The following is a 20450-nucleotide window of genomic DNA, read 5'->3' as shown; positions in this document are numbered from 1 at the left end:
CGCGAGGAAGCCGTGGGCGAGATTTTTGAACGGACCATTCCGGCCCAGCCATTGCCCTGGACGGGCGAGCGCCTGACCACCTCGGTGGCCGGGCAGGTCGAGGTCGAGCATCTGCACCGCTATTTCCTGGCCCGCGAATTGTCGCGCGGCTGCGACGTGCTCGATATCGCCTGCGGCGAGGGCTATGGCAGCGCGCTGCTTGCCCAGGTGGCGCGCTCGGTGGTCGGCATGGACGTGTCCGCCCCGGTGGTGGACCATGCGCAGGCGACCTATATCCGCGACAACCTGCGCTTCCAGGTCGGCGACGCGCGGCGGATCGACCTGCCCGATTCCAGCGTCGACCGCGTGGTCTCCTTCGAGACCATCGAGCATTTCTACGAGCAGGAGGCCTTCCTGGCCGAGGTGGCGCGTGTGCTGCGGCCCGGCGGGATGTTCATCGTCTCCTCGCCGGATCGCGACGTCTATTCGCCGCCCGGCAGCCACGCCAATCCCTACCATGCCCGCGAACTGACCCGGGCGCAGTTCGCCGCGCTGCTGACCGGCGTGTTCGCGCATGCCCGGATCCTCGCCCAGCGCCCGATGTTGGGCTCGGCGCTGATTCTGGAGGACCAGGAGGCGCCGACGCGCACCCTGACCTTCGAAAAGCGCGGGCCGTCGCATTACGAGGCCAATGAGGGGCTGCCGCGCGCACTGTATTTCGTCGGCATCGCTTCCGATGCGCCGATCGAGGCGCGGATTTCCTCGCTGTTCGTGCAGACGAGCGACATCGAGACCGTGCTGACCGCGATGGCCGAACGCCCCGGCCTGCAGGCGGCGCTGGAGACGCAGCGGCAGGAACGGGAGAGGCAGGCGGCGCAGCAGGAGGGGGCGCTGGAGGAGGAGCGCGCGCAGGCGGCGGAGCGGATCTCCCGGCTGGCCGCCGAGCACGAGCAGGAGCGCCAGCTCTGCGAGCGCGAACGCGAGTCGCTCGATCGCGAACGGCGCGAATTGCGCGCCCATGCGCTCGAACTGGAACAGCTGCTCGCGCAGGAGCGTTCCCGCTACGCCGATCTGTATGAGCATATACAGACCTTCATCCGCCGCACCGTGCCGCGCAGCTTCCGCAAATATGTGCGGGCACGCCTGCTGGGAAATGCCGGGGCCCCCTGACCCCGCACAATCGGCGCGCCGCCGCCAGCATCCCCGCGGATGTCGATCCATGAGCGGCCATCGACGTGATCAATTGTGTCAATCCGCAATGAAACGTTCATGTTTCGTGACGAAGTCGCTTTTATCGCTTCTTAAATGGCGCTAGATTTCACCTACGAGAAGGCGCTGCGCGGGGCAGTGCCGGCTCGAGAATCCGACTTATACGTGCCGGATCTCGCGGAGCCGGAGCGGCAGTGGGTTCGTTTCGGGAAAAACCAATAATAAATAGATACCTCTTGCCATGGGCAAGGCCGGGCGGATGAATATTGTGGGGCCTTCCAACGTCGTCGCACCTTTTACTTTCCGTTTTCCTTTTGTCCGGCCACAATTACCTTCGTTGGCCGAAGTGGATGCGGAATTTCAGCGTTCGCGCGATTCCAATTTCTATTCGAACTTCGGTCCCTCCTCGCTCTACTTCGAGAAGCGGGTCGAGAGCGTCTATTTCCCCGATCATGGCGTGGTCGCGGCGGCCAATTGCACCGCCGCGCTGACCGCGGTGCTGATCGCCATGCGGATCTCCGGTCCGGTGGTGGTGCCCGCCTTCACCTTCCCGGCGACGCTGGCGGCGGTGCGCAGTGCCGGACTGCCGGTGATCGTCGGCGATGTCGACGCCATCACCGGCGTGCTCGACGCCGATGCCGCCGAGGCGCTGATCGGCGCCCATGGCTGCCGGGCGCTGATCGTGGTGCGGCCCTATGGCATCTGGTCCGATCTCGGCGACCTTGCCGAGGTGTGCCGCCGCCACGACGTGACGATGATCATCGACAATGCCGCCGGGCTCGGCGTCGACCGTGCCGTCGTCGAGCGGTTCAGCGTGCTGGAGGCCTTCGAGGCGTTCTCGCTGCACGCGACCAAGCCGTTCGGCGTCGGCGAGGGCGGGCTCATCGTGGTGCCGCCCGCCGCCCGGCAGAATGTCCGCTCGGCATTGAATTTCGGCCTGTGGTCGCTGGGCGACCTGCAGCCGGGCGAGGGCATCAACGGCAAGATGGACGAGCTGACCGCCGCGATGGCGATCGCCGTGCTCAACCATTTCCCCACCCGCCTCAACGAGCGCCAGGCGGTGGCGGCGCGCTACAACGCGCGGGCGCTGCAGGCGGGGCTGGAAACCTTCGTGGCGCCGGGGGACGAGGTGAACTCGCCCTGGCAATGCTTCGCCGTTCGTCTGCCGGACGGCATGAGCGCCGATGCGGTGGTGCGCAACTGCGTTTCCGCCGGCATGCAGCTGCGGCGCTATTATTATCCGCCGCTCTCCATGTCCGCCGTGCCCGCCGCCGTGCCGCGGGCCATGGACCTGTCGAGCCGCACCGTCTGCCTGCCGGTCTATGACGGCGCCGATGCGGAGAGCGCCGACGAGATGTGGTGGATCTTCTCCGAAGCGCTGGCGATGTGCTGAGGCCGCCGGCGACCGGAGCCGGGTTCCGGCCTCACTCCAGATAGGTCTCGCCCTCGCGCGGCGCGAAGGGCGGACGCTGCGGCAGCTGGTAATAATTGGTCAGCGGACGGTCGATGAAGAACGTGTTCGGCCGCAGGTGCTTGATGCGGCGGATATAGTTCCAGTCGCCCGCCTCATCCATGCGGTAGGCGTGGATATTGGGAACGATGCGGCCGAAATACTTGTGGAACAGGCACATGCCGACGCTGAGCTGGGCATATTCGAGCTTGCCGTTGCCGGCCTCGCGCCAGCTGCCGTCCGGGTTCTGCCACATGAACTTGTGCCAGACGAAATCGGCGCGCTCGCGCTGCACCGCCTCGACCACCGTCGCGACGCGCTCCGGCTCGTAGGTGTCGTCCTCGTCCAGCGCGGTGATGAACGACCCGCGCGCCCTGGTGCGGGCGAACAGCGCCGGCCCGGTGCCGGCGACGAACCAGCGGTCGCGGCCGGGGCGCGGATAGACCGTCGGCTCGGGCAGATTGTAGAATTCGATGCGCGGATCGCCCAGCGCCGCCAGCCGCTCGGCGGTGTCGTCGGTGCAATGGTCGCCGACGACGACGATCTGCAGATTGGTATAGGTCTGCGCCTGCAGCGAGGCGATGGCGCGTTCCATCAGCAGGTCGGAGCGATTGAATGTGCTGACGCAGACCGAGACCAGCGGCTCGACCTCGTCGAACACCTGCTGGTACTCGGCGGTGCGCCGGGCGGAGATGAAGTCGTCGCGCACCGGGCCGAGCCCCTCGATCTCGCCGAGTGCGTAATCGACGCGCAGCATCTCGTGGCGCAGGTTGGTGCGGATGTCGCTGCCCTCGCGCTGGAGCCGGCCGGCCAGATCGGTCTGCTCCCGTGCGTTTTCCTGCCGCAGCGTATCGATCTGCCCGCGCAGCTCGTCGACGTGGCGGTTGAGGGCGCGGACCTGCTCGTCGCCGCTCTCGATGAGGCGGCGCGAGGTGCGCTCCAACTCGTCGGCGCGGGTCAGCAACCAGGCGATCGTGGCGTCCTTCTGACCGAGTTCTTCACGGATGGCGTCGACCGTGGCAGAGAGAGAGCGGACTTTTCTTTTGTACTTCCCGCCGAGCAGTCGATCGAGGCCGGGAACGAGTTCCGTGAACTTCAAGACGGGCTCCCTTCACTTGTTCTTATCTTGCGTTGCAACATGTTCTCGGGCCCCGGCGGCCCGCCGCGCGACTTGCCGTGGATCTATACCATCACGATGCCGGTGCGGCATGCAAATCGAACGATTCCAGATGTGATCCGTGCGCTATGCCGCTATATGGTCGGCGCTCTGTCCTGCCTCGAACGTGCTTCGGAGACGTGCCGTGTCCTTTCCCCCCATCGTGATCTACGGCGCCGGAGGCCAGGCGCAGGGTATCGCCCACGGCTTTCGCAACTATTACGACATCCACACCGTCGCCGCCTTCATCGACGACATGCAGGGCGGCAAGGGGGTGATGCTCGACGGGCTGCCGATCATCAATCTCGACGAATGGGCGCAGATGCATCCGCGCCCGGTGGTGTTCGTCTCGGTCGGCTCGCCGGCGGCGCGGCGCATGCTGGCGGCCAAGGTGCGCGCGGCCGGCGGCGAGCTGATCGACGGGCGCGACCTCACCGCCCGGCACTTTCCGGGAGTCAGCGTCGGCCTCGGCACGCTGATCGCCATGCCCTGCTTCGTCGGGCCGAACACGGTGCTGGGCGAGAACATCCAGGTGATGCCGCTATGCTCGATCGCCCATGACGTGGTGATGGGCGACAATTGCCTGCTCTGCCCGCACACCACCATTTCCGGCTTCGTCGAGGTCGGCGCCGACGTGTTTTTCGGCGCCGGCTGCACCGTCACCAACGGGCGCGCGGGGCGGCCGCTCACCATCGGTGCCGGCGCCACCATCGGCGTGGGAGCGGTGGTGACCAAGTCGGTGCCGCCGGGCGTGGCGGTGCTCGGCAATCCCGCCCGCCCGCTGCGCGAACTCGCCCGCGACCGCCGCAAAGGCTGAGCTTCCACCCGCTGAGCCGCCATCCGCCGATCCATCACGCGGGTCGATGGTTGTTCACACAGCTTTTGATGAACGCGAACGCGCCGCCGCGCTATGCTGCCGCTTTCGCAGCTTTCGCCGAACCAGCCGGGATTCGCCTATGACGCTCGCCTCCAGCTCCTTCGTGCCGTCGCGCTCGCCGCTCGATTTCGCCCGCCCGCAGGCGCTCGCCGTTCCGGGCAGCGGCATCGTCGAGGTGATGAATTACGGGCGCGAGCGGCCGGGGATGATCCCGCTCTGGGCGGGCGAGGGCGACCTGCCGACCCCGGCCTTCATCGCCGAGGCGGCGACGCGCTCGCTGGCGGCCGGGGAGACCTTCTACACTTGGCAGCGCGGCATTCCCGAGCTGCGCGCCGCGCTTGCCCGCTACATGACCAGGCTCTACGGCGTCGCCGAGGACCCGGAGCGCTACTACGTCACCGGCTCGGGCATGCAGGCTATCCAGATCGCGCTGCAGCTGACGCTCGGCGCCGGCGAGGAGATCCTCATCCCGTCGCCGTCCTGGCCGAACGCCGCGGCGGCGGCGCAGGTGCTGGGCGCGCATCCGGTCTTCGTGCCCTTCGCCTTCGATCCGGCGAGCGGCTTCTCGCTCGACCTCGGCCGGCTGGAGGACGCGATCACCCCGCGCACGCGGGTGATCTTCATCAATTCGCCGGCTAACCCGACCGGCTTCGTCGCGCCGCTGGAGACGCTGCGCGGCGTGCTCGACATCGCCCGCCGCCACGGGCTGTGGATCATCGCCGACGAGATCTATGGCCGCTTCTACTACGAGGCCGGCGAGGGCGGGTTGGCGCCTTCCTTCCATCAGGTGATGGAGCCGGAGGACCGCATCCTCTTCGTGCAGACCTTCTCCAAGAACTGGGCGATGACCGGCTGGCGGCTCGGCTGGATCGAGGCCAATCCGGCGCTCGGCAACGTCATCGCCAACCTCATCCAGTATTCGACCTCCGGCGTCGCCGCGTTCATGCAGCGCGCCGGCGTCGCGGCGCTGGAGCGCGGCGAGAGCTTCGTCGCCCACCAGATCGAGCGGGCGCGGCGCGGGCGCGACATCGTCGCCGACGGCCTGCTGCCGACCAACCGGGTGCGGCTCGCCCGCCCGCCGGGGGCGTTCTACATGTTCTTCGGCGTCGAGGGCGAAACCGACATGCGGGCGCTGGCGCTCAAGCTGGTCGACGAGGCCAATATCGGCCTCGCGCCCGGCACCGCCTTCGGGCCGGGCGGCGAGAACTATATCCGCATGTGCTTCGCGCGCGGCGAGGCGCAGCTCCTGGAAGCCACCGACCGGTTGGTGCGCTGGCTCACCAAGTGAGCCGGCGGCGCCGGAACGGACGGAACGCATTGTGAAGTTTGGCGGGCGAAGGCGCCGGTCCGCCTTGCCCGGCGCGGATGAACGTCGCAAGATCATATCATGCCCGACAGCGCTTCGTCCGATCGTGCTTCCTGCCCGCCCCTGCAGACGGTTTCCGAGGCGCGGCTGCTGTCCGTGCTCGACACCGCGGCTGACGGCATCATCGTCATCGACGATCGCGGCCGCATCCTGGTGTTCAACAAGGCCTGCGAGAACATGTTCGGCTTCCTCGCCCGCGAGGCGGTCGGCCAGAACGTCAAGATGGTGATGCCGACCGAATATGCCGTCGAGCACGACGAATATATCGGCAGCTATATCCGCACCGGCGAGAAGAAGATCATCGGCATCGGCCGCGAGGTGCGCGGGCGCCATGCCGACGGCACCGTGTTCCCGCTGGAGCTCTCGGTGGGCGAGGCGCAGACCCCGGACGGGCGGCAGTTCATCGGCATCCTGCGCGACCTGCGCCCGCGCAAGGAGAGCGAGCAGCGCCTCGCCGAGCTGCAGAGCGAGCTGGTGCATCTCGCCCGCGTCTCCGCCATCGACGAGATGGGTGCCGCCATCGCCCATGAGCTGAACCAGCCGCTGACGGCGCTGATGCTCTATCTGCAGGCGGTCCGGCGCGCCCACGCCAAGGGCGTCGATCTCAATACCTCGGTCGGCGACATCCTCGACAAGGCGGCGGGCGAGGCCGAGCGTGCCGGCCACATCATCCAGCGGATGCGGCAATTCGTCGAGAAGCGCGATCCGGTGCGCCAGTGGCGGCCGCTCGACCCGCTGGTCGACGACGCGGTCGAGCTGACCCTGCTCGGCCAGCGCCACCGCATCGCGATTCGCCGCGAGCAGCAGGACGACCTGCCATCGGTGATGGTCGACCCGGTGCAGGTGCAGCAGATCATCGTCAACCTGGTGCGCAACGCCATCGAGGCGGCGACGCTGGCCGAGCATCCGGCGGTGCGCATCGCCACCCGCCGCACCGCCACCCATGTGGTGCTGGAAGTGACCGACAGCGGGCCCGGCATCGCGCCGGACGCGCTGCCCAAGCTGTTCCAGGCCTTCGCCAGTTCAAAAAGTCGCGGCATGGGGCTCGGACTTGCGATTTCGCGGACGATCGCCCAGAACCACGGGGGCGATCTGGTGGTGGATCCCGGCGGCGACGGGCGCGGCGCATGCTTTTCGCTGTCGCTGCCGATCCGGGTCGAACAGACGGCGGTCGAGGCCGACCAGGGAGGGCAGGCGAATGGCGGGTCACATGACGGGGCTCGGTGACATCTATGTCGTCGATGACGACGCGGCGGTCCGCGATGCGCTCGCGCTGGTGATGAGCCTCGAAGGCTATCATGTCCGCAGCTTTTCCGATGGTGCCGCCTTTCTCGCCGTCGCCCGCCAGAGCGTGCCGGCCTGCGTCATCCTCGACGTCCACATGCCCGGCCGCTCCGGGCTCGACATCCTGAAGGAGCTGGAGGCGGACCGCTACCCGGCGCCGATCTTCATCATTTCCGGCCAGGGCGACATCCCGATGGCGGTCGACGCCATCCGTCACGGCGCGCTCGATTTCATCGAGAAGCCCTTCGACGCCGACACGGTGCTGGACCGGGTGCGGGACGCCATCGCCGCGCAGGCGCGGCGCGTCACATCCGGGCCGGGCGACCTGCTCACCGCGCATTTTCCCGGCCACGACCTGCTCACCCCGCGCGAGCGCGAGGTGCTGGTGCAGATCGCCTCCGGCGCCTCCAACAAGGAGGCCGGGCGCAAGCTCGGCATCTCGCCGCGCACCATCGAGGTGCATCGCGCCCGCATCATGGAGAAGCTCGGCGCCAAGAACGCCGCCGACCTGGTGCGCATCGTGCTGAAGGACATGCGCACCTGAGGGCGCGCCCCTCCGCACTCTCCGCCTGTCGGCAGGGCGCACCCCGAGGCGTCGCACCGGATGGCAACCGGGCGACGCCGGAGCTTGACCGGGGGCTTACCCGCCCCCGCCAGGCTCACAGGAACGCGGAGGCCGCCGCCGGCGAGTGGTCGAGCGCGTGCGCCATATATTCCAGGGCGCTGCGCACCTTCTCGCGGTCCACCGGCCCGCCGAGGCAGACGCGCGCCGCTTCCGGCGGGTTGCCGGCGACGGTGAACACGTCGCTCGCCACGACGCCGATGCCGGTGGACTGCATGTGGCCGACAAAGGCCGAGCGGGTCCACGGCTCCGGCAGCTCCACCCAGAGATTGAAGCTCTCGGGATCCGCCCGGAAGCTGCCGGCCGGCAATATCTCGGCCGCCATCTTCTGCCGCACGGCGGTCTCGGCGCGGATGAAGCGCAGCAGCGTGTCGGCGGTGCCGTCCTCGATCCAGCGGGTCGCCAGCGCGACGGTCAGCGGCGAGGCCATGACGTTCGCCGCCCGCAGCGCGGCGGAGAACGGCCAGCCGGCCCGCGCCTCGGGCGCCACCACATAGGCGGCGCGCAGGCCGGCGCCGATGCATTTGGCCAGCCCCGCCACGTGCCAGGTCAGGTCCGGCGCGATGGCGGCGAGGGGCGGCAGGCCGTGCGCGGGAATGAAGCCATAGGCGTCGTCCTCGACGATCGGCACCTGGAAGCGCCGGGCGACATTGGCTATCGCGGCACGGCGCGCCTCCGGCACGGTCAGCGTGGTCGGATTGTGCAGCGTCGGATTGATGTAGAGCGCCTTGGGCGCCAGCTTGCGGCAGGCATCGGCGAAGGCGTCGGGATCGATGCCGTCGCGGTCCATCGGCAGGCCGACCAGCTTCACGCCCAGCTGCGCGGCGATGGAGCGCGCGCCGGGATAGCTGATCGCCTCGCACAGCACCACGTCGCCGGGCTTGGCCAGCAGCGTGAAGATGCCGAGCAGCGCCGCATGCGCGCCGGGGGTCACGAACACCCGCTCCTGCGCCGGCACCATGGCGCGCCGGCTGAGCCAGGCGGAGGCGGCGTCCTTGTCGGCCGGCGAGCCGCCGAAGCCCTGATAGCGCAGCAGCGCGACCAGATCGCGCCCGACCTCGGCGAGCCCCTCCTGCATGCGCTCGATCAGCGCCGGATCGTCGGGCTCGGGCGGCAGGTTCATCGAGAGGTCGACGATCTCGACACGCGGCGCGCGCGCCAGCCGAACCGCCGGGCGCGGCAGGCCGACGACGAACGTGCCCTGGCCGACGCGCGATTCCACCAGCCCGCGCTTCTGCGCCTCGACATAGCCGCGCGCCACGGTGGTGAAATCGATCTCCAGCCGGCCCGCCAGCTTGCGCTGCGGCGGCAGCCGGTCGCCGACCGCCAGCCGCCCGGCCTTGAGGTCCTCGGCGATCAGGTCGGCGATGGCGAGGTAGCGCGGCTTGTCGCTGCGGGTGAGGTCGGGAGTCCAGTCGGCCATTCGTCTTGTCTTCCACTCACCGCACCTGCCGGCCGCGAGCGGCCGGCGGCCCTGATTCGACGATGCGAATCCGGTCGTCCATAATTGACTGTATAGTGATGCAGTCAACGCATGTCATCAATGGAATCGATCTTGCGTGCCTCCTTCCCAAGGCAAGCATGAAACCATCAATGCGCAGCGAGGAGGCAGAATCCCGCCAATTGAATGGGCGGCCGCTCAACATCCAAGCAAAGTCGGAACGACCAAGTCTTCTCAATTGACTGTATTATTGAATGTAAATTGACTGTTTTGATGATGTTTTGTGCAAACAGTCAATTGGCACATTGATTGCAATCCTCCCTCGGCGTGATCCGGCCGTCCCGGACCCGCCATTCGAGCCCATTCGTTTGAGCCCAAGGAGCGCATCATGCCCGCAGTCACGAAGCCCGCGAACCAGAAGGGCGACATTCTGGTCGACTACGAGGACAAGAAGTTCGAGGACGTAAAGGCCCAGCCCGGCGAGAAGGCGCTCGTCACCTTCCATACCGTGGCGTTCGAGGGCTCCATCGGCTTCGTCAACCTGCTCCAGGCCACCCGCCTGCAGCGCAAGGGCTTCGAGACCTCGATCCTGCTCTATGGACCCGGCGTCACGCTCGGCGTGCAGCGCGGCTTCCCCAAGCTCGGCGACGAGGCGTTTCCGGGTCATCAGAACTTCAACAACCAGATCACCAAGTTCATCGAGGAAGGCGGCAAGGTCTATGTCTGCCGCTTCGCGCTCCAGGCGCTCTACGGCCATGGCGAGGGCTCGCTGATCCCCGGCATCATCCCGATCAGCCCGCTCGACGTGCTCGACATCGTGCTGCTGCACCGGCGCGACAACGCCTTCATCCTCGACACCTGGACCCTGTGACCGGTCCCCTCTGAGCCGCAAGGCCGCATAAAGGGAGGCCGGGATGGCCGAGAAAAGAGTGGTGCGCGTCGCCGCCGTGCAGATCGCGCCGGACCTCGACAGCGGGGCCGGCACGCTCGACCGCGTGCTGGCGGCGATCGCGGAGGCCGCGGGCAGGGGGGCGCAACTCGTGGCGTTCCCCGAGACCTTCGTGCCCTGGTATCCCTACTTCTCCTTCGTGCTCCCGCCCGTGCTGACGGGCGCCGAGCACCTGCGGCTGTACGAGCATGCGGTCGCGGTTCCCGGCCCGGTGACGGAGGCGGTCGCCGCCGCCGCGCGCCGCCACTCCATCGTGGTCGTGCTCGGGGTGAACGAGCGCGACCACGGCTCGCTCTACAACACGCAGATCCTGTTCGATGCCGACGGCACCCTGAAGCTCAAGCGCCGCAAGCTGACCCCGACCTTCCACGAGCGGATGATCTGGGGCCAGGGCGACGGCGCCGGGCTCAAGGTGGTGGAGACCGCCGTCGGCCGGGTCGGCGCGCTCGCCTGCTGGGAGCACTACAACCCGCTCGCCCGCTACGCCCTGATGGCGCAGCACGAGGAGATCCACATCGCGCAGTTCCCCGGCGCGCTGGTCGGGCCGATCTTCGCCGAGCAGATCGAGGTGACGATCCGCCACCACGCGCTGGAAAGCGGCTGCTTCGTCGTCAACTCGACCGGCTGGCTCACCGAGGAGCAGGTCGCCCGCATCAGCCCGGACGAGAAGCTCCGCAAGGCGCTCACCGGCGGCTGCATGACGGCGATCGTCTCGCCCGAAGGCAGCCATCTCGTGCCGCCGCTGACCTCCGGCGAGGGCATCCTCGTCGCCGATCTCGACATGGCGCTAATCACCAAGCGCAAGCGGATGATGGATTCGGTCGGCCATTACGCCCGGCCCGAACTGCTCAGCCTCAACCTCGACAATCGCCCGTCCGCGCCGATGCGGACCGCGGAGCCCTTCCCTGTCGTTGCCGGGAGCGACCTCGATGAAACCGATGGATCCGACAAGCGAATTGCAGCCCTTGCCGACGGAGCGGCTGATCAACGAGTTGCAGTCCTACGGGGTGCGGCTGGTTGATCCGCGCGCCGGCGCCGACAGCCGCCGCGGCGGCGCCGGGCCGTCCGACCACAAGGCGATGACCATCGAAGGCATGACGGTGATGGTGCCGGTGCACACCGCGCCGGCCTTCGAGAGCCCGTATCTGGTCGAGAAGCCCGACGCGTTCGGTCGCAGCCGCATCAGCCGCGACGGGCTGAGCCTCGGCGAGGTGACGTTTCCGCTGCAGCCGAAATTCTACGGGCTGAGCACGGCGGACGGCATTCCCTATTCCAAGATCGCCGTGCTGCATGGGCGCGACGTGCTGGCGACCACGGTGCTGCAGACCTGCATCCGCTACCAGAGCCGCACCAAGACCTGCCAGTTCTGCGCCATCGGCCAGTCATTGGCGGCCGGCCGCACCATCGAGCGCAAGACGCCCGCCCAGCTCGCCGAAGTGGCGAAGGCCGCCGTCGAGCTCGACGGCGTGAAGCACATGGTGATGACCACCGGCACCCCGCCCGGCAAGGACCGGGGCGCCGCGATCCTCGCCGAGAGCGCGGCGGCGGTGAAGGCCGCCGTCGACCTGCCGATCCAGGCGCAATGCGAGCCGCCGGACGATGACGGCTGGTTCCGGCGCCTGCGCGATTCCGGTGTCGATGCCCTCGGCATGCACCTGGAGGCCGTGACCGAGCGCACGCGCCGCGTCATCATGCCGGGCAAGGCGCAGGTCTCGGTGGAGCGCTATTTCGAGGCGTTCGAAGCCGCCGTGCCGGTGTTCGGCCGAGGTCAGGTCTCCACCTACATCCTCGCCGGCCTCGGCGACACGCGGGAGGAGATCCTCGACATCTGCCGGCGGCTGGTGGCCATCGGCGTCTACCCGTTCGTGGTGCCGTTCGTGCCGATTTCCGGCACGCCGCTGGAAAGCCACCCGACGCCCTCGCCGGCCTTCATGAACGCGGTGCTCGGCCCGCTGTCCGGCATGCTGATCGCCGGCGGGCTGAAGGCCATCGACGTCAAGGCCGGCTGCGCCCGATGCGGCGCCTGCTCGGCGCTCTCCACCTATGAGCGGAGATCGGGGCAGGGAGGTTGCGCATGATGCTCGAACCCTTCAAGCCCTTCACCGCCGCCGGCTTCCAGGTGAAATACGCCACCGATCCATGGGAGCGCCTCGGCGCCGCCCGCCTGCGCCGCGAGGTGTTCTGCGACGAACAGGGCGTGTTCGCCGGCGACGACCGCGATGCCATCGACGACATCGCCACCCCGATCGTCGCGCTCTCCATGCTCGGCGTCGCGGCCGGCGACGTGGTCGGCACGGTGCGCATCCACGAGGAAAAGCCGGGCCTGTGGTGGGGCTCGCGCCTCGCGGTGGCGCGGGACTACCGCACGGTGGGAGCGCTCGGGCCGGCGCTGATCCGGCTGGCGGTCTCCTCCGCCCATGCGCGCGGCTGCACCCGCTTCCTCGCCAATGTGCAGAGCCGCAACGCCCTGCTGTTCCGCCGCATGCGCTGGCACCTCATCGAGGAGTTCGAGCTGCACGGCATTCCGCACCTGCGGATGGAGGCCGATCTGGCCTATTACCCGCCCATCGCGGATGCCGAGACCGGCTTCCACGCCCATTCGCGAAAGGCCGCGTGATGCTCGATCTCGCCGCCCTCGCCACCACGCTGCGCTCCAGCCGGGGCCTCGCCGCGAAGGCCGATATCGGCCGGGTCGCCGCCAGGCTCGGCCTTTCCGGCGCCGGCGCCGTGCCGGTCGGCGACGACTGCGCGGCGATCAGGGATGGCGAGGGCTACCTCCTGTTCGCCATCGAAGGCTTCATGAACGAGTTCGTCGCCGGCGACCCGTGGTTCGCCGGCTGGTGCGGGGTGATGGTCAACATCTCCGACATCGCCGCCATGGGCGGGCGCCCGCTCGCCGTGGTGGACGCGGTATGGGCCGATGGCGAGGAGAATGCCGCCCCGGTGCTGGCCGGCCTGCGCGCGGCATCCGAGCGCTTCGGCGTGCCGCTGGTCGGCGGCCACACCAATATCCGCACCGATCGGGGGCAATTGTCGGTCGCCATTCTCGGCCGCGCCACCCGGCTGCTCACCAGCTTCGACGCCCGGCCCGGCGAGCGGCTGGTCGCCGCCATCGACCTGCGCGGGCGCTATCGCGAACCGTTCTCCAATTGGGAGGCCGCCACCGACGCGCCGGCCGAGCGGCTGCGCGGCGACCTCGAGCTGCTGCCGCGCATCGCCGAGGCCGGGCTGTCGCGCGCTGCCAAGGACATCAGCCAGGGCGGCGTCGTCGGCACGGCGGCGATGCTGGCGGAATGCTCCGGCGTCGGCATGGCCATCGATGTCCGCCAGGTTCCCGCCCCGCCGGGCGTCGACCCGGCGCGCTGGCTGCTGAGCTTCCCCAGCTTCGGCTACCTGCTCTCGGTGCGGCCCGACGACGTGCCGGCCGTCGCCGCCCTGTTCGAGGCGCGGGGCATCGCCTGCGCCGATATCGGCAGCGTGACCGCCGAACGCCGCGTCGTCCTCACCGACGGCCGGTCCAGCGAGGTCATCTGGGACTTCGGCCACCGCCCGCTCCTGGCCTGCGGTCCCGCGGCCCCCGATGCGGAGGCGGCGGCATGAAAGCGCTCCGCATCGCCATGCTCACCCACTCCACCAACCCGCGCGGCGGCGTGGTGCACGCGCTGGAGCTCGCCGACGCGCTGACCCGCCTCGGCCATCAGCCCGTCGTCCATGCGCCCGTCGTGCATGCGCCGGATTCCCGAGGCGCCGGCTTCTTTCGCTCGACGCTGTGCGAGACGGTGTCCGTTCCCGCCTCGCTGGTCGGGACCGACGTGGCCGATATGGTGGAGGTCCGTGCCGCCGATTACGTCGCGCATTTCGAGCAGCCGGCAAGCCGCCGCTTCGACGTGTTCCATGCGCAGGACGGCATCTCCGGCAATGCGCTGGCGACGCTGAAGGCGCGCGGGCTGATCCCCGGCTTTGCCCGCACGGTCCACCATGTCGACGATTTCCGCGACCCGAGGCTCCAGGCGCTGCAGAAGCGCGCCATCGTCGAGGCCGACCGGCATTTCGTCGTCAGCCGGCTGTGGCAGGGACTGCTGGCCGAACAGTTCGGCATTCCGGCCGCCATCGTCGGCAACGGCGTCGACACCACCCGTTTCACGCCGGTCCGGGACGGTCGCGAGGCGGGCCTGCGCGAGCGCCTCGGCCTCGGCGCCGGCCCGGTGATTCTCGCGGTTGGCGGGGTCGAGGAACGCAAGAACACCCTCCGCCTGCTGGAGGCGTTCACCCAGCTCCACGCACTGCACCCGCGCGCCCAGCTGGTCATCGCCGGCGGCGCCTCGGTGCTCGACCATCATGAGTATCAGGCGCAGTTCGCGCAGGCGCTCGCCCTTTCCGGCCTGCCGGCGGGCACCGTCATCCGCACCGGCCCGGTGCCGCAGGACGACATGCCGGCGCTCTATCGCATCGCCGACACGCTGGCATTTCCCTCGGTGAAGGAGGGCTTCGGCCTGGTGGTGCTGGAGGCCATGGCGAGCGGCGTGCCCTGCGTGGTCTCCCGCATCGCCCCCTTCGTCGAATATCTGCGCGAGCCGGACGTGGCCTGGTGCAATCCGGCCAATATCGGCTCCATCGCCAACGCGCTCGCCATGGTGCTGAACCCGGAGCTGCGCGCCCGCCTCGTCCGCGCCGGCCTCGGCGCCGCCCGCCGCCATGACTGGCAGGCGACGGCCATGGCCCATCTCGACACCTATCAGAACCTGCGGGAGGCGCTCCATGCCTGAAATGCGCTTCCGCGTCCGCTGGCCGGATGGCGTGCTGGAGAGCTGCTATTCGCCCTCGCTGGTCATCAAGGACTATTTCCAGCCCGGCGAAAGCTACCGGCTGGACGATTTCCTCCTGCGCAGCCGCACGGCGCTGAACATCGCCAGCGAGCGCGTGGAGGCGCGCTACGGCCATCCCTGCTCGCTCGCGCTCGGCCAGCTCGCCCGCATCGAGAGCGCGGCCGGCCGCTTCCTCGCCATTCCCAATCCCCACGTCACCGTCGAAGGCTTCGACGAGTGAGCGCCGGAGACCTCGCCATGAACGCCTCTTCTCCCCAGCACTACCCCGTCATCGTCGTCGGCGGCGGGCAGGCCGGCCTGTCGACCAGCTATCACCTGACGGCGCGCGGCATCGAGCACCTGGTGATCGAGAAGCACCGCGCCATGCACGCCTGGGAAACCCAGCGCTGGGACAATTTCTGCCTCGTCACGCCGAACTGGCAATGCGCGCTGCCGGGCCACGCCTATCAGGGCGCGGACCCCGACGGCTTCATGAGGAAGGCCGAGATCCTCGACTACCTCAAGGGCTTCCGCGAGGTGGTGGCGCCGCCGATCCGCGAGGGCGTCACCGTGAACCGGGTCGCCCCGCGCGCGGAAGGCGGCTTCTCGGTGGCGACCTCGGCCGGCGACTTCACCGCCGACCAGGTCGTCGTCGCCTCCGGCGGCTACCACGAGCCCATCGTGCCGCGCATGGCCGAGCGGCTGCCCGCCGGCATCGCGCAGATCCACTCGGCGCAGTATCGCAACGCCGAGTCGCTGCCCGAGGGCGCGGTGCTCGTGGTCGGCTCCGGCCAGTCCGGCGCGCAGATCGCGGAGGACCTGCATCTGGCCGGCCGCAAGGTCCATCTCGCCATCGGCAACGCGCCGCGCTGCGCCCGCTTCTATCGCGGCCGCGATGTCGTCACCTGGCTCGCCGACATGGGCTATTACGACATGCCGATCGAGCAGCACCCGCTCCGCGAGGGCGTGCGCGACAACACCAATCACTATGTCACCGGCCGCGACGGCGGGCGCGATATCGACCTGCGCAAGTTCGCCCGCGAGGGCATGGAGCTCTACGGCGTGCTGCGCGACCTCGTCGGGTCCGAGCTGGCGTTCGACGCCAACCTCAGATCGTCGCTCGACCAGGCCGACAGGACCTATAACGGCATCAACGCCGCCATCGACGCGTTCATCGCCGAGAACGGCATCGCCGCCCCGCCGGGCTCGGTCTACGTGCCGGTCTGGGAGCCCCCGGCCGAGCGCACCAGGCTGGCCCTTGCCGGCTCCGGCATCACCTCCATCGTCTGGTGCATCGGCTTCCGGCCGGACTTCCGCTGGCTCGACGCGCCGGTCTTCAATGGCGGCGGCCACCCCAAGCACCATCGCGGCGTCACCGCGCAGGAAGGCGTCTATTTCATCGGCCTGCCGTGGCTGCACACCTGGGGCTCCGGTCGCTTCGGCAGCGTCGGGCGCGACGCCGAGCATATCGTCGACCACATCGCCGAATGTGCCGCCCGCGCATCGTCCCCGCTGCGGAAGGCGGGCTAGATGAACATCGCCGTTCCCCTTCTCGACCCGATCCCGCGAACCGCCGGCGCGATGCACGACCGCCTCACGCTCGGCATGCCGCATCTGAGCCTCGGCGGGCTGTCGGAGACCTGGCTGCTCAAGGAGCTCGGCCACCGGCACTGGCAGTTGCTCGCGCGCATCTGCGGCCGCGCGGTGCCGGATTTCCGCGATGCCGACGGCGAGCCTGTCTATGCCGCCTTCTGCGCGGTGTCGGTGGCGGGCGCAGCGTTCGGGTCGCTCCGCGAGCATGACGAACTCCATCTCGCCTCCGAGCTGGCGCGCATCTCCCGCACCCAGTTCGCCAGCCGGCATGTCCTCGCGTGCCGCGGACGGACGGTCGGCATCGTCGAACTGTCGTCGGTGTTCGTGCGGCGGGGGCATCGGGGGCGCAACCGGTCCATTGCCCGCGTGGCGCTGGATTTCTTCCCGCCGGTCGAGCCCGCGAGCGGCCTCGGCGCCGCGGCGGCGATGGCGGCGCGGATGCGCGGCGGCGACTGGGAGGCGCATTTCGGCTTTCGGCGGAGCGACGCGCAGCCGGTCGGCCGCCTTTCCATCAATCCCTGCCCGTCGCAGGATTTCAACGGCGCCGACTTTCTCTATTTCACCTCGTTCCAGGCCTTCGTCGACCGCGCGGAGTGGGAGCTCCTCGCGCCGCGCCAGCCATTGTCGACGGCCGCGCGCGACATCGTCTACCATGGCAATGTCGAGATCGGCGACCGGGTCGTGGTCGAGCTGCAATCCCATCGCCCTGGGGCGGACGGCCTGTCGCACTGGTGCCGGCTGCGGCGGGAGGTCGACGGCGCCCTGCTCGCCGACGTCTTCACCTGCCGCCAGCCGGGATCGGCACGGCAACCGCTCGCATAGGCCGGCCGCAATCGCGCGGTCATCGCCGCCGGTCTGACGAGCCGCCGCATCGCGGGACAGGCGGTCGCCGCCATACTGTCGATGGTGTCGAACCACGGATGGACGATCGCCGATCTCGCGGAATCGCCTGATCCGGCGCCCCCGCTCCGCGGGCCTTCGCATTCCTACGAATTGCCGCCTGCGCCGGCCTTGGTCACCCTCTCGCGGCAGAAGGGGAGACGACCCGTGCGGATTCATGTGGTGGAGGATGACGGCGGCGTGAGCGATTCGCTCGGCCTCGCGCTGAACAACCTCGGCTACGACGTGGTCTCCCACAAGACGGCCGAGAGCTTCTTCGCCCATTCGCCGCCCGCCGGCGCCGATGTGGTGCTGGTCGATCTCAGCCTGCCCGGCATTCCGGGCGCGCAGGCGGTGCGCTGGTTGCAGCTTCTCGCCACGCCGCCGCGGGTGGTGGTGATGACTGGCCAGTCGCAGACGGTGATCGACCACCAGCTGCGCGGGCTGGCGCCGATCGCGGTGATGCGCAAGCCGCTCGATCTCGAGACGCTGGTCGCGGCGCTGCCGTCCGCCTGAGAGGCATGCCTGAGAAACATGGCGCCGCTCGGTTTGCGCAGTTTCCCTTACGCAGCCGCCCGAACTGTGCACCGCAGCGATCGAAACTATGGTTTGAGCCACATCAACCGGCCACATTCACCCGGAGGCTCCCATGCGTCAGGCAATCGAAGACCGGATCGGCACCAGCCATGGCGGCGCCAGCCATCGCGTTGCGGGCCATCCCGGCGTGGGGCACCCCGGCGCGGGCCATCCCGGCGTGCTCGCCGAAACCCATGGCGCCGGCTTCCGCGTTGCCGCTCATGCGACGCTGGTGCACGAGGGCGATCCGGCGCGGCGCATCATGGAAGTGGTCGAGGGCGCGGTGATGCTGACCAAGCTGCTGCCCGACGGCCGCCGGCAGGTGGTGGAGCTGCTCGGGCCCGGCGACGTCTTCGGGCTCGCCTGCGGCGATGCCTATGCCTGCTCGGCCGAGACGCTGACCGCCTCGACGGTGATCGCGCATGACCGCGGCGCGCTGGAGCGCGACGCGACGATCGCCGCGCGGCTGCTGCGCCGCTTCGAGAGCCAGCTCTGCGCGATGCATGCCCACGCGCTGGTGCTGGGCCGCATGTCGGCGCTGGAGCGCGTCGCCTTCTTCCTGATGCGGCTGATGCCGGAGGGCCGGCCCGGACAACCGCCGCTCGCCGGCTCGATCCACATCGCCATGACCCGGCAGGAGATCGCCGATTTCCTCGGCCTGACGCTGGAGACGGTGAGCCGGGCGTTCTCCGAGCTGAAGCGCCGGGGACTGGTGGCGTTGCTGCGCGCCGACGAGGTGCGCATCCAGGACCGCGGCAGCATGCAGCGCCTCGCCGGCGCCGCGTGAAACACTAGCACAGCATTTCGCTTCGGCGGCCGGCCCGGCCGCATCCGAAAGCGCCCCGGCGTCGCGCGGGGCGCTTTTCCTTTTATGAGCTTCAGCGCCGGATCCCGCGCCTCAGACCGCGACCGAATGGCGGGCGGCGCCCTGCTGCAGGCGGGCGTCGAGCGCGGCGGCGGCGAGCCGCACGAAGGGCCTGCCGCTCGGCGTGACCTCGACATGGCCGCCATCGATGCGGATGAGCCCGTCCGCCGCCAGCGGCGCCAGCCGCGGGGCGGCATCGGCCAGCACGTCCTCGTCGAGGTCGATGGCGAAGTCGCACATCAGCCGCTCGATCAGCGCGCCGCGGCGGATGTCGTCGCCGGTGAAGGCGACGCCGCGCACGGTGGCGAAGCCGCCATGGTCGATGGCGCGGATATAGGAGGGCGAATCGGCGGCATTCTGGGTGAAGCCCTGCGGAAAGCGGCTGATCGCCGAGGCGCCGATGCCGATCAGCGCGTCGGCCCGGTCGACGGTGTAGCCCTGGAAATTGCGGTGCAGGCGCCCGTTCCGCGCGGCCACCGCCATCGGGTCGTCGGGGAGGGCGAAGTGATCGAGGCCGATGGCGACGTAGCCGAGCGAGACCAGCGTCTCGCGCGCCGCCTCGGCCTGCTCCAGCCGCTCGGCGGCGCCGGGCAGGCTGGCCTGGTCGATCAGGCGCTGATTCGGCCGCACCCATGGCACGTGGGCATAGCCGAACAGGGCGAGCCGCTCCGGCTTCATCAGCGCCGCCAGATGGGCGGTGCGGCGCACGTCGCGCTCGGTCTGCCGGGGCAGGCCGTACATCAGGTCGAGATTGATCGCGGCGACGCCGGCCTCGCGCATCATCGTCACCGCGCGCTCGACGGTGCCGAAGGGCTGCACCCGGCCGATGGCGCTCTGCACATGGGCACTGAAATCCTGCACGCCGAAGCTGACCCGGTCGACGCCGATGGCGGCGAGCGAATCGGCCAGCGCCTCGTCGGTCTCGCGCGGATCGAGCTCGATGGCGTGCTCGGCCAGCGGCTCGATATCGAAGCCGGCGGCGATGCGCGCGTGCAGCCGGCGCAGCGCCTCGGGGCCGAGCATGCTGGGCGTGCCGCCGCCCCAGGCGATATGGGTGACCGGCCGCCCGCCGGCCTGCGCCGCCAGCATCTCGATCTCGCGTTCCAGCCGCAGCGCATAGGCGGCAACCGGGCTCGCCCGCCGCGTCGCCTTGGTGGTGCAGCCGCAGTAGAAGCAGATCGACGAGCAGAATGGCACGTGGAGATAAAGCGACAGGTTCGCCCGCTCCGGCAGCAGCGACAGCCATTGCGCGTGCCGCTCCGCATCGATCTCGGCGGAGAAATGCGGCGCGGTCGGATAGGACGTGTAGCGCGGCACGGCGCGCTCGGCGTGAAAAAGAGCGGAACTGGTCATGGGTCTAAATTGACCTCGCCGGCCGGCTGGCGCATTGATCCGCCGC

20 protein-coding genes are annotated in these 20450 nt (G+C 69.4%); 17 read left to right on the top strand and 3 right to left on the bottom strand.

Annotated elements, in window-relative coordinates; translation table 11 throughout:
• The first annotated feature begins 12 nt into the window (after positions 1-12).
• Positions 13-1149: a methyltransferase domain-containing protein gene (locus tag AC1RU4_RS05445; RefSeq protein ID WP_492890007.1), complete on the top strand. Its 1137-nt coding sequence runs from the start codon at positions 13-15 to the stop codon at positions 1147-1149.
• 385 nt (positions 1150-1534) lie between these two features.
• Entirely contained in the window at positions 1535-2581 is a 1047-nt protein-coding gene (locus tag AC1RU4_RS05440; protein ID WP_492890124.1) for a DegT/DnrJ/EryC1/StrS family aminotransferase, read from the top strand.
• A 31-nt stretch (positions 2582-2612) separates the two neighbouring features.
• Here the strand turns inward: AC1RU4_RS05440 and AC1RU4_RS05435 are convergent, their stop codons facing one another.
• Positions 2613-3737, bottom strand: a complete 1125-nt coding sequence (locus AC1RU4_RS05435) for a glycosyltransferase (protein WP_492890006.1) — start codon at positions 3735-3737, stop codon at positions 2613-2615.
• A 202-nt stretch (positions 3738-3939) separates the two neighbouring features.
• Between AC1RU4_RS05435 and AC1RU4_RS05430 the strand changes: the two genes are divergently transcribed.
• The 4 genes from AC1RU4_RS05430 to AC1RU4_RS05415 all read left to right on the top strand — a co-directional run bounded on the left by AC1RU4_RS05430 (position 3940) and on the right by AC1RU4_RS05415 (position 7865).
• Complete coding sequence (locus AC1RU4_RS05430; RefSeq protein WP_492890005.1) at positions 3940-4611, top strand: acetyltransferase; 672 nt, start codon at positions 3940-3942, stop codon at positions 4609-4611.
• Positions 4612-4750: 139 nt separating this feature from the next.
• On the top strand, positions 4751-5959 hold the full coding sequence (locus AC1RU4_RS05425; protein ID WP_492890004.1) for a pyridoxal phosphate-dependent aminotransferase: 1209 nt from the start codon (positions 4751-4753) through the stop codon (positions 5957-5959).
• 99 nt (positions 5960-6058) lie between these two features.
• Positions 6059-7264, top strand: a complete 1206-nt coding sequence (locus AC1RU4_RS05420) for a two-component system sensor histidine kinase NtrB (RefSeq protein WP_492890003.1) — start codon at positions 6059-6061, stop codon at positions 7262-7264.
• Positions 7236-7865 (top strand): response regulator transcription factor, encoded by a 630-nt coding sequence (locus AC1RU4_RS05415; RefSeq protein WP_492890002.1) that lies wholly within the window; start codon positions 7236-7238, stop codon positions 7863-7865. Before AC1RU4_RS05420 ends, AC1RU4_RS05415 begins: the two co-directional genes overlap by 29 nt.
• 115 nt (positions 7866-7980) lie before the next feature.
• On the opposite strand, the gene AC1RU4_RS05410 is transcribed toward AC1RU4_RS05415, so the two are convergent.
• The gene (locus AC1RU4_RS05410) at positions 7981-9366 is read right to left on the bottom strand and encodes an aminotransferase-like domain-containing protein (RefSeq protein WP_492890001.1); all 1386 of its coding nucleotides are present in this window, start codon (positions 9364-9366) and stop codon (positions 7981-7983) included.
• A 406-nt stretch (positions 9367-9772) separates the two neighbouring features.
• Between AC1RU4_RS05410 and AC1RU4_RS05405 the strand changes: the two genes are divergently transcribed.
• From AC1RU4_RS05405 to AC1RU4_RS05355, 11 genes are all read left to right on the top strand, one after another.
• Positions 9773-10255, top strand: coding sequence for an MSMEG_0572/Sll0783 family nitrogen starvation response protein (locus tag AC1RU4_RS05405; protein WP_492890000.1), 483 nt, complete (start codon positions 9773-9775; stop codon positions 10253-10255).
• Positions 10256-10298: 43 nt separating this feature from the next.
• Positions 10299-11354: a Nit6803 family nitrilase gene (locus AC1RU4_RS05400; protein ID WP_492889999.1), complete on the top strand. Its 1056-nt coding sequence runs from the start codon at positions 10299-10301 to the stop codon at positions 11352-11354.
• Positions 11272-12411, top strand: a complete 1140-nt coding sequence (locus tag AC1RU4_RS05395) for an MSMEG_0568 family radical SAM protein (RefSeq protein WP_492890123.1) — start codon at positions 11272-11274, stop codon at positions 12409-12411. Before AC1RU4_RS05400 ends, AC1RU4_RS05395 begins: the two co-directional genes overlap by 83 nt.
• Positions 12408-12950, top strand: coding sequence for an MSMEG_0567/Sll0786 family nitrogen starvation N-acetyltransferase (locus AC1RU4_RS05390; protein ID WP_492889998.1), 543 nt, complete (start codon positions 12408-12410; stop codon positions 12948-12950). Before AC1RU4_RS05395 ends, AC1RU4_RS05390 begins: the two co-directional genes overlap by 4 nt.
• A complete protein-coding gene (locus tag AC1RU4_RS05385; protein ID WP_492890122.1) occupies positions 12950-13933 on the top strand; it encodes a sll0787 family AIR synthase-like protein in 984 nt (327 codons plus the stop codon). The genes AC1RU4_RS05390 and AC1RU4_RS05385 overlap by 1 nt, the downstream gene beginning before the upstream one ends.
• A complete protein-coding gene (locus tag AC1RU4_RS05380; protein ID WP_492889997.1) occupies positions 13930-15099 on the top strand; it encodes an MSMEG_0565 family glycosyltransferase in 1170 nt (389 codons plus the stop codon). Before AC1RU4_RS05385 ends, AC1RU4_RS05380 begins: the two co-directional genes overlap by 4 nt.
• Positions 15092-15379: an MSMEG_0570 family nitrogen starvation response protein gene (locus AC1RU4_RS05375; RefSeq protein ID WP_492889996.1), complete on the top strand. Its 288-nt coding sequence runs from the start codon at positions 15092-15094 to the stop codon at positions 15377-15379. The genes AC1RU4_RS05380 and AC1RU4_RS05375 overlap by 8 nt, the downstream gene beginning before the upstream one ends.
• 17 nt (positions 15380-15396) lie before the next feature.
• On the top strand, positions 15397-16668 hold the full coding sequence (locus AC1RU4_RS05370) for an MSMEG_0569 family flavin-dependent oxidoreductase (RefSeq protein WP_492889995.1): 1272 nt from the start codon (positions 15397-15399) through the stop codon (positions 16666-16668).
• Positions 16669-17553: a Pnap_2097 family protein gene (locus AC1RU4_RS05365; RefSeq protein ID WP_492889994.1), complete on the top strand. Its 885-nt coding sequence runs from the start codon at positions 16669-16671 to the stop codon at positions 17551-17553.
• A gap of 225 nt (positions 17554-17778) precedes the next feature.
• Complete coding sequence (locus tag AC1RU4_RS05360; RefSeq protein ID WP_492889993.1) at positions 17779-18126, top strand: response regulator; 348 nt, start codon at positions 17779-17781, stop codon at positions 18124-18126.
• A 133-nt stretch (positions 18127-18259) separates the two neighbouring features.
• A complete protein-coding gene (locus AC1RU4_RS05355; protein WP_492889992.1) occupies positions 18260-18973 on the top strand; it encodes a Crp/Fnr family transcriptional regulator in 714 nt (237 codons plus the stop codon).
• Between the two features lie 111 nt (positions 18974-19084).
• On the opposite strand, the gene hemN is transcribed toward AC1RU4_RS05355, so the two are convergent.
• Positions 19085-20404, bottom strand: a complete 1320-nt coding sequence (gene hemN / locus AC1RU4_RS05350; RefSeq protein WP_492889991.1) for an oxygen-independent coproporphyrinogen III oxidase — start codon at positions 20402-20404, stop codon at positions 19085-19087.
• Between the last annotated feature and the right edge of the window lie 46 nt (positions 20405-20450).

The sequence above is a fragment of the Ancylobacter sp. GW821-FHT10E12 genome, assembly GCF_058809335.1.
The sequence above is the reverse complement of the archived record's forward strand: the minus strand, read 5'-3'. Positions and strand labels throughout refer to the sequence as shown.